This window comes from Pantoea sp. GbtcB22 (assembly GCF_019091025.1).
GTDB lineage: Bacteria > Pseudomonadota > Gammaproteobacteria > Enterobacterales > Enterobacteriaceae > Pantoea > Pantoea leporis.
This window is the reverse complement of record NZ_JAGXKB010000493.1, coordinates 1-251: the sequence shown is the minus strand read 5'-3', so window position 1 is coordinate 251 and position 251 is coordinate 1. Positions and strand designations below refer to the sequence as shown.

At 56.2% G+C, this 251-nt stretch carries 1 protein-coding gene; it reads right to left on the bottom strand.

The window, feature by feature from the left end:
* Positions 1 to 251, bottom strand: a 251-nt coding sequence (locus KVT28_RS25820; protein WP_254633673.1) for an ABC transporter substrate-binding protein, incomplete at both ends; no start/stop codon positions are given.

The following is a 251-nucleotide window of genomic DNA, read 5'->3' as shown; positions in this document are numbered from 1 at the left end:
GTAAGTTTCATTGGCGACCATCACCACTTTTTCATCCGGGATAATGCTATCCAGCTTGTATGCGCCGCTGCCTACCGGTTTGCGTGCGAACTCGCTGGCGCCGACTTTCTTCACGTACGCTGGCGGGACAATGTAAGCCGGGTAGCGGCTCATGCGCGTGGGCAGCAGAGGATCCGGGCCGATGGTGTGGATCTGCACCTGATAGTCGTTGATCACGTCCACCGATTTGATGGTGCGGATATAGGAAATCG